Raw genomic sequence first — 8,834 nt, 5'->3', positions numbered from 1 at the left:
AGGGGCGTTTTTGTCTGTTTTATGCAACGACATGGCGGTGCGCTTGCAATCTGGCAAAAAATTGGTATCATAGGCCCGGTGAAGACGCAAAGCATTTTTATGTCAACAAACGCGACGAGGGCAGGGGCGGCATTCCCCGTAGACGGCCCCTGCTGACCGGCTGATACCGCCCAGGCTCTCCCTGTTGGGAGGGCCTGTTTGTTTTGAACCGGCAGGCGGGGTGTTGGGTCAAATTTGCTAAGAAGCCAGGGGAGAAGGGGCGTTTTTGTCTGTTTTATGCAACGACATGGCGGTGCGCTTGCAATCTGGCAAAAAAAGTGGTATAATAGGCCCAGTGGAGACGCAAAGCATTTTTATGTCAAAAAACTCGATGAGAGCAGGGATAACATTGTATAAGATACTCAAAAAGCAGGAGCTGAACCCTACGGTCACCCGCATGGAGATTTTGGCCCCCGCTGTGGCGAAAAAGGCCCGGCCCGGTCAGTTCATCATTCTGCGGGTGGACGAAAACGGCGAGCGCATCCCCCTGACCGTGGCGGACTTTGACCGGCAGGCGGGCAGCGTCAGCATTATTTTTCAGGTGGTGGGGGCCACCACCGAAAAGCTGAACCATAAGCGGGAGGGGGAGTTCATCCAGGACTTTGTGGGCCCCCTGGGAGAGCCCACCCACACCGACGGCCTGAGCAAGGTGGCCGTGGTGGGGGGCGGCGTGGGCTGCGCCATTGCCTACCCGGTGGCAAAGCAGCTGTACCAGCAGGGCTGTCAGGTTCATTCCATTGTGGGCTTCCGCAGCCGGGAGCTGGTGATTTTGGAGGAGGAATTTGCAGCCGTAAGCACCAAATTATGCAGAATGAGCGACGACGGGTCCTGGGGGAGCAAGGGTCTGGTGACCGACGCCCTGCGGGAGCTGATTGAGAGCGGAGAGCAGTATGACCGGGTGATTGCCATTGGCCCCCTGATGATGATGAAGTTTGTCTGCCAGCTCACCAAGGAGCTGGGGGTTCCCACCACAGTCAGCATGAACCCCATTATGATTGACGGCACAGGCATGTGCGGCGGGTGCCGGCTGAGCCTCATCCAAAACGGCCGGCGGGTGACCAAGTTTGCCTGTGTGGACGGCCCGGACTTTGACGGCCACGAGGTGGACTTTGACGAGGCCATGGCCCGCAGCGCCATGTACCGGGACTTTGAACGCCGCGCCCACAGCCAGGCCTGTAATTTGTTCAAGGGGGTAGAGGAGAATGGCTAATCTGTCGCTGAAGAAAAACGAGATGCCCTCTCAGAAGCCGGAGGAGCGCAGCAAAAACTTCAAGGAGGTGGCCTTGGGCTACACAGCGGAGCAGGCTGTGGATGAAGCCCAGCGGTGTCTTTCTTGCAAAAACAAGCCCTGCGTGTCCGGCTGTCCGGTGAATATCCACATCCCCGCGTTCATTGAAAAAATGGCCGGGGGGGACTTTGAAGGGGCCTACCAGGTGATTGCCCAGACCAGCGCCCTGCCTGCGGTGTGCGGCCGGGTCTGCCCCCAGGAGAGCCAGTGCGAGAAATACTGCGTTCGGGGGAAAAAGGGGGAGCCGGTGGCCATTGGCCGCTTGGAGCGTTTTGCCGCGGACTGGCACAACGCCCACTCCGCCGGGGCCCCGGAGAAGCCCGCTCCCAACGGGCACAGGGTGGCCATCATCGGCTCGGGCCCCTCGGGCCTTACCTGCGCCGGAGATTTGGCCAGGCTGGGCTATGAGGTGACCGTGTTCGAGGCCCTGCACATGGCCGGGGGCGTGCTGGTTTACGGCATCCCCGAGTTCCGCCTGCCCAAGGCCATTGTGCAAAAGGAGATTGACGGCCTGAAGGCAATGGGGGTGCGGATTGAGACCAACATGGTCATTGGCCGGGCCCTGTCCATCGACGAGCTGCTGGAGCAGGGCTTTGAGGCGGTGTTCATCGGCTCGGGGGCGGGGCTCCCCAGATTTATGAATATCCCCGGCGAGAACCTCAAGGGAGTGTACTCCGCCAACGAATTCCTCACCCGCGTCAACCTGATGAAGGCCTATCTGCCTGGGTCGGACACCCCTGTGCAGCAGGCCAGGCGGGTGGCCGTGGTGGGCGGCGGCAACGTGGCCATGGACGCCGCCCGGTGCGCCAAACGCCTGGGGGCCGAGGAGGTTTACATTGTCTACCGCCGCTCGGAGAAGGAGCTGCCCGCCCGGGCCGAGGAGGTGGAGCACGCCAAAGAGGAGGGCATTGTCTTCAAGCTGCTGAACAACCCCACCCGCATTCTGGGGGACGAGAACGGCGGGGTGCGGGGTATGGAGTGCCTGGAGATGGAGCTGGGCGAGCCGGACGCCAGCGGCCGCAGGAGGCCGGTGGAGAAGGCGGGTTCCGAATTTGTGCTGGACGTGGACTGCGTGATTATGGCTATTGGCACCAGCCCCAACCCCCTGATCAAGTCCACCACCCAGGGGCTGGACACCCACAGGTGGGGGGGCGTCATCGTCAACGAGGACACCGGGCTCACCAGCCGCCCCAACGTCTACGCAGGGGGCGACGCGGTCACCGGCGCGGCCACGGTGATTCTGGCCATGGGCGCGGGCAAGACGGCGGCAAGGGCGATTCATGAGCAGCTGAGGGGGCGCTAAGCCCAGTATGTTGTGACTGTGTGAGGTGGGTATACCATATCGAGGGCATTTCTTGCGTATGTATGAATTGGGGTTGAGCCAGGCGGGCTTGCCCCAGAGCGGCGGCGCGGTTTCTGTCGCGGTCACAGTCGCGGGCAAGACGGCGGCAGGCTATTCATGAGCAGTTAAGTGGGCACTGAGCCCAGTATGTTGGGACTGTGTGAGGCGGGTATACCATATCGAGGGCGTTGCTTGTATATGTATGAATTGGGGTTGAGCCAGGCGGGCTTGCCCCAGAGCGGCGGCGCGGTCACTGTCGCGGTCACGGTTGCGGGCAAGACGGCGGCAGGCGATTCATGAGCAGCTGAGGGGGCGCTAAGCCCAGTATGTTGTGACTGTGTGAGGCGGGTATACTATATCAAGGGGGCTTGTCGATGTTTGAATTGGCGCTGAACCAGGAGGGCCTGCCTCGGGACGGCAGCGTCTACCGGCGGACGGCGGCTCTGGGCCCTGGCCCACGAACGCCGCAGGGGCATGACCGCCGACATTTTAGTGATGGACTCCTACTACTTTTTCTGCCAGGTGGGGCAGGAGCAGGAGGCTCTGCGCCTGGACGGCTATGAGGCGGCGGAGCATTTTACGCCGGTATGGGTGGAGCTGGCCCAGGCTCTGCGCGCCAACCAGGCCCGGGCCGACGGTACCCACCCCTGGCTTCGGCGGGAGGTAGCGGTGATGGAGCGGCTCAAGGCGTTTATGGACAGCCAATAAAAAAGAAGGAGCAGCCCCGTGGCCGCTCCTTCTTTTATTGTCCGCTCACAACAGCCTCCGCCACCCGAACGCCGTCTACTGCGGCTGAGACAATGCCCCCGGCATAGCCCGCGCCCTCGCCGCAGGGGTAGAGGCCCCTCAGGGTGGGAGACTGAAATGTCTCGTCCCGCAGCACCCGCACCGGGGAGGAGCTTCGGGTCTCCGGCGCGGTGAGCACCCCGTCGCCGGCGTCAAAGCCCTTCAGCTGCCGGCCCAGCAGGGGCAGGGCCTGGCGCAGGGAGTCTGCCACAAAGCCGGGCAGGCAGGGGGCAATCTCCCCCGGGGCCACCCCGGGCTGGTAGCTGGGCTTTGTTCCGGGAAAGCCCCGGGTGGGGCGGTTCTCTAAAAAGTCGGCCACCCGCTGGGCCGGAGCCAGAAAGCCCCCGCCCCCCAGCCGGAACGCCGCCGCCTCGATCTCCCGCTGAAAGGCAATGCCTCCCAGGGCTCCGCCCCTGGGGGGTCCACCCCTGGGGGGGCCGCCGCCAAAGTCCTGGGGCGCGACGCCCACCAGCAGGGCCGCGTTGCTGTTTGCCCCGTTCCGGGCCCAGGGGCTCATGCCGTTGGTGACCACGCCCCCAGGCTCAGAGGCCGCGCCGGTGACCGTGCCCCCCGGGCACATGCAAAAGGTGTACACCCCCCGCCCGCCGGGCAGGCGGCAGTTCAGCTTGTAGTCGGCAGCCCCCAGGGCCGGGTGTCCCGCAAAGCCGCCGTACTGGGCCCGGTCGATGAGCTCCGCCGGGTGCTCGATGCGCACGCCCACAGAAAAGGACTTGGCTTCCAGGGGCAGGCCCAGGCTGTCCAGCAGAGAGAACACATCCCGGGCGCTGTGGCCCACGGCCAGAACCACCCGGCGGCAGGGGATGACCTCCCGCCCGCCGGGGCCCACGGCCTCCGCCCCGGTCACCGCCCCGCCTGCGGAGCGCAGCCCGGTGAGACGGGTGGAAAAGCGGACCTGCCCGCCCAGAGCCAGAATCTGCTCCCGGATGGCCCGCACCACCCCAGGGAGCCGGTCGGTGCCAATGTGGGGCTTGGCGTCGGTGAGGATCTCCGGGGGCGCGCCGGCAGCGGCCAGCTCCTCCAGCACCTTGCGGATGCGGCCGTCAGCCGTGCCGGTGGTGAGCTTGCCGTCGGAGAAGGCCCCGGCCCCGCCCTCGCCGAACTGCACATTACACTCCGGGTCCAGCCGCCCCCCGGCCCAAAAGGCCTGCACCGCAGCCTGACGCTGCTCCACAGGCAGCCCTCTTTCTATTATAATAGGGCGTTGGCCGCACTGGGCCAGAATCAGCCCCGCGAACATGCCCGCCGGCCCAAAGCCCACCACCACCGGGGGCAGCTCCGGGGGCGGAGCTTGAGGGGGCTGGTAGCGGTAGGGCTTTTCCGGCTGCACAGAGCTGTCCCGCAGCCGGGCCAACAGGCGGCTCTCTCCGCTGACAGAGGCCAGCGCCGCGCACACAAAGTGCACGTCCCCCTTCTTTCTGGCGTCCACCGACTTCTTCGCCAGCCGCAGGTCCTGGAGGGCCTGGGGGGGCACCCGCAGCTTTTTCGCCGCCGCCCGCCGCAGGTCCTCCTGGGTGAACCCCAAAGGCAGGCGCAGCCCGCTGATTTTTAGCATGACAAAAGCCTCCTCTCAGCATTTGTGGGACAGAGCGGCCCGCCCCGTCTTCCGGGCGTTTGACTGGGGCCTGCCGCCGCGGGGCAACGCTCTCTTTGTGGGAGGCACCCAGTCAGAGGGAGCCCGCGAAATGTCAGCATGACAGGGGCCTCCTCTCCGCATTTGTGGGACAGAGTCGCCCGCCCCGTCTCCCGGGCGTTTGACTGGGGCCTGCCGCCGTCGGGCAACGCTCTCTTTGTGGGAGGCACCCAGTCAGAGAGAACCCGCGAAATGTCAGCATGACAGGGGCCTCCTCTCCGCATTCGTGGGACAGAGCGGCCCGCCGCCCCGTCTCCGGGCGGTTTACTGGGGCCTGCCGCCGCCGGGCAACGCTCTCTTTGCGGGAGACAGCCAGTCAGAGGGAGCCCGCGAAATGTCAGCATGACAGGGGCCTCCTCTCCGCATTCGTGGGACAGAGCGGCCCGCCGCCCCGTCTCCCGGGGGTTTGACTGGGGCCTGCCGCCGCCGGACAAAGCACTCTTTGCGGGAGACAGCCAGTCAGAGGGAGCCCGCAAAATGTCAGCATGACAGGGTTCTCCTCTCAGCGCTTGCCCAGGCTTTTTGCGGCGGCGGCCCCTGCCGCGGCTCCGGTGGACCAGGCCAGGTGCAGGTTGTAGCCGCCGCAGTCGCCGTGGACGTTCAGCAGCTCGCCGGTGATGTAAAGCCCCGGCACTTTCCTCGACTCCATCGTCCCCCCGTCCACCTGGCACAGGGGCACCCCCCCGGCGGTGCACTGGGCGTGCTCCCAGCCCAGGGGGCCGGACACCGGCAAGGGAAAAGCCTTGACAGCCTCCGCGGCCCGGTCCAGCTCCCGGGGGGCCAGGCTGCCCAGGGTTCGGGCTTTGGTGAGGCCCAGGCTCTTTGCCAGCTCATGGCCCACCCGCAGGTTCAGCGCCCCGGCGAACAGCTCCCCGGCCGGGGCCTGGGGGTAGAGACGGCGCTGGGCCTTCAGGTGCTCCTTGAGCCGGGAGGTGGGCAGGTCCGGGGCCAGGTCCAGGGTCAGGCGGAAGGGGCCGGGGCCGGTCAGCCGGGCGGAGGCGTTCATGACGCAGATGCCGGACACGGAGCCGTCCCCAAAGATGACCTCGCCGTTTTCCGTGTAGAGGGGGCGTTCCCCGGCAAACAGGGAGGCCCGGGCCTTGCAGCGCATCCCCTTCAGGGGGCGGGTGAGCTTGGCCGGAGCCCTCAGTCCCACCAGGGCCGGGGCAAGGGGGGTGACCCTGTGGCCCAGCTGCCGGGCCAGGTCATAGCCCGAGCCCCCGGACAGCTGGGGAGAGGCCGCGCCGCCGCAGGCCAGCACGCAGGCCCTGGCCCGAGCCTGCCCCCCAGGGCCGCTGAGACGGAAAACCCCCCCGCTCTTCGCCGCCCCGGCCACGGGAAAGCCGCAGCGGATGGTTACCCCGGCCTGAGCGCAGGCGGACCGGAGGACCCCCGCCACGGCCGCAGCCTGAAGACTGTAGGGGTATACCCGGCCCTCCGGGTCCGCCCGGGTGAGCAGGCCCAGGCTGTCAAACAAAGACCGCACCCGGGAGCCGGGCCAGTCCGCCAAAAAACCGGCCAGCTCCCCTCTGTCGCCGTGGTAATGGGCAGGGGAGATGTTCTCGTTGGTAAGGTTGCAGCGGCCGTTGCCAGTGGCCAGCAGCTTGCGGCAGGGCTTTTCTCCGGCCTCCAGCACCAGTGCCCGGGCCCCGGCCTGGGCGGCGGTGATGGCTGCCATCAGCCCCGAGGCCCCGGCCCCGGCCACCGCCAGGTCAAAAAGCTCCCCCATTACAGCACCAGCCCCAGCAGGCCGTAGGAGACAATGCACATGATCACGTCCGCGGTCAGCGTGCCCAGGGCCACCGAGAGCATGGCGGATTTAAAGTCCATCTTCATCAAGGCCGCTGCCAGCGAGCCGGTCCAGGCCCCGGTGCCGGGCAGGGGGATTGCCACAAATATCAGCAGGCCGATGGTCTTGTACTTGTTGATTTTGTCGAATTTGCTGCGGCCCTTGGCCTCCATCCGGTCCACCAGCTTGACAAAGCGGGTGTTGCGCATCCAGTCAAAAATTTTGTTGATGAACAGGAGAATAAAGGGGGTGGGCAGCAGGGTGCCCACCAGGCAGATGAGGAAGGCGGGGAGCATTTGCAGGTCCAGCAGCTTGGCCGCGAGAATGCCCCCCCGCAGCTCAATGACCGGCATGAGGGAGAGGAGGAAGACCGTGAGCTCGGCGGGAATGGTCTGGCTGAAAAGACGGACAAGGGATTCGACAATGTGTTCCATGTTAGACATCCTTTTGGGTTTTTACCCTATTATACCCTACTGGCCCAGGGAATGCAAGACCTGGGGGCAGGAGGCGTCCCAAGAAAGAGCCGGCAATGGAACGCCTCCCTGCTGGGAGCCTGGAAACGCTGCCGCCGTTGAAAAGGGGGAGGGAGCTTTGGTGAACGCTTTTGTTTTGGGTACTCCCCAGGTGTGGGGGGCGCGCCTGTCCCACAAAAATAATTATGGGCGTTTATGTACAAAAAGGTGCTGAAAATGGGGGAAAACAGGCCCAGACAGCCCGCTTTTCGGTCCAACTCCGCCTGCTTTTGACTGGCAAAGCGGGTAGCTTGTACGCGTAACAGCTGGCGCGGGCTGTGGGTTTCAGTAGGTATGAGGGAGCGGGGCGGGCGCGGTCTGCCCCCTTTGGACCGCCTGGGCGGGGCTTTTTGTCACAAAATGGTTTTACCCGGGCAAATAGGGTTTACCCGGGGCCCGCAATGGTGTATAATAGAAAAAGTCTGTGGAAAGGAAAGGACTTGGGATGTTAAAAAAGCTTGCAAAATGGACATTTGCCGGCCTCTGTGCGGCGGGGGCCCTGTGGTTCTGCCTGCCCGCCCTTCATGGGGGCTTTGGGGAGGGCTCGGTGTTTGGGGTGCTGGTGTGCGGCCTGGGGCTGGCCCTGGCGCTGCTCTACCCAAAGGCCGCGGCCCGGGGCGGAGCGCGCCGGGTGTTGGCCCGGGTGGCGGCTGGCCTGTATGGGCTGGGGCTGGTGTGGGCCCTGTACCTGACCGGGCTGATTGTGCTGTATCAGGCCGCGCCCCCGCCCCCCGGCCGGGACGTGGTGGTGCTGGGGGCCCAGGTATACGGCCCGGAGCGCATGGGGCAGAGCCTCACCGGCCGGGTGGAGCGGGCGGCGGCGTATTTGCAGGAGAACCCGGAGGCCCGGTGCATTGTCACCGGCGGACAGGGGGGCAATGAGCCCTGCCCCGAGGCCCTCACCGCCCGGAACGCCCTGGTGGGCATGGGCATTGAGCCGGAGCGGATTTTTATGGAGGACCGCTCTCGGAACACCCGGCAGAACCTGGCCTATGCCAAAGAGATTGCGGACGAGCAGGGCTTTGGGCCCGTGGTGGTGGTGACCCAGGGCTTTCACATGTACCGGGCGGTGCGGCTGGCCCGTTGGGCGGGGTTTGAGGCCGAGGGCCTGCCCGCCTGGACCGACCCGGTGATTTTTCCCGGCTACTACGGCAGAGAGCTGCTGTCGCTGACAAAGTGGTACGTTGAGGAGCTGTTGGGGGCGGTTGCCGGGTGAGCGCTCTTGGGGACGAGGCGATATATGTGGGGATGGGTTGGGATAAACCGCTATATATTGTGAAATTGCAGATTGTTTTCTGAAAATGAGAAAAAGGGCTTGCAATTTCCGGCGGGCTGTGGTATGATATACAAGCAGTCGAGAGACTGAGCAAAAACAAGTTGGTGTTGATTACGGCGGGGGTCCACCCGTTCCCATCCCGAACACGGAA

At 65.1% G+C, this 8,834-nt stretch carries 7 protein-coding genes; 4 read left to right on the top strand and 3 right to left on the bottom strand.

The window, feature by feature from the left end; genetic code table 11:
* The first annotated feature begins 388 nt into the window (after positions 1–388).
* The 3 genes from ACTO5E_RS08925 to ACTO5E_RS08915 all read left to right on the top strand — a co-directional run bounded on the left by ACTO5E_RS08925 (position 389) and on the right by ACTO5E_RS08915 (position 3,377).
* A complete protein-coding gene (locus tag ACTO5E_RS08925; RefSeq protein WP_482303069.1) occupies positions 389–1,249 on the top strand; it encodes a sulfide/dihydroorotate dehydrogenase-like FAD/NAD-binding protein in 861 nt (286 codons plus the stop codon).
* Complete coding sequence (gene gltA, locus ACTO5E_RS08920; protein WP_482303068.1) at positions 1,242–2,630, top strand: NADPH-dependent glutamate synthase; 1,389 nt, start codon at positions 1,242–1,244, stop codon at positions 2,628–2,630. The genes ACTO5E_RS08925 and gltA overlap by 8 nt, the downstream gene beginning before the upstream one ends.
* A gap of 513 nt (positions 2,631–3,143) precedes the next feature.
* Entirely contained in the window at positions 3,144–3,377 is a 234-nt protein-coding gene (locus ACTO5E_RS08915) for a hypothetical protein (protein WP_482303067.1), read from the top strand.
* A gap of 34 nt (positions 3,378–3,411) precedes the next feature.
* On the opposite strand, the gene ACTO5E_RS08910 is transcribed toward ACTO5E_RS08915, so the two are convergent.
* From ACTO5E_RS08910 to ACTO5E_RS08900, 3 genes are all read right to left on the bottom strand, one after another.
* Positions 3,412–5,028 carry an NAD(P)/FAD-dependent oxidoreductase gene (locus ACTO5E_RS08910; RefSeq protein WP_482303066.1) on the bottom strand — a complete coding sequence of 539 codons (1,617 nt, stop codon included), beginning with the start codon at positions 5,026–5,028 and terminating at the stop codon, positions 3,412–3,414.
* 580 nt (positions 5,029–5,608) lie between these two features.
* A complete protein-coding gene (locus tag ACTO5E_RS08905) occupies positions 5,609–6,835 on the bottom strand; it encodes a BaiN/RdsA family NAD(P)/FAD-dependent oxidoreductase (RefSeq protein WP_482303065.1) in 1,227 nt (408 codons plus the stop codon).
* Positions 6,835–7,329 carry a COG2426 family protein gene (locus ACTO5E_RS08900; RefSeq protein WP_482303064.1) on the bottom strand — a complete coding sequence of 165 codons (495 nt, stop codon included), beginning with the start codon at positions 7,327–7,329 and terminating at the stop codon, positions 6,835–6,837. The genes ACTO5E_RS08905 and ACTO5E_RS08900 overlap by 1 nt, the downstream gene beginning before the upstream one ends.
* A gap of 523 nt (positions 7,330–7,852) precedes the next feature.
* Here ACTO5E_RS08900 and ACTO5E_RS08895 point away from each other — a divergent pair.
* The gene (locus ACTO5E_RS08895; protein ID WP_482303063.1) at positions 7,853–8,623 is read left to right on the top strand and encodes a YdcF family protein; all 771 of its coding nucleotides are present in this window, start codon (positions 7,853–7,855) and stop codon (positions 8,621–8,623) included.
* The last annotated feature ends 211 nt before the right edge of the window (positions 8,624–8,834 follow it).

The sequence above is a fragment of the Acutalibacter sp. genome, assembly GCF_056800975.1.
This window is presented reverse-complemented; position numbering and strand designations above follow the sequence as displayed.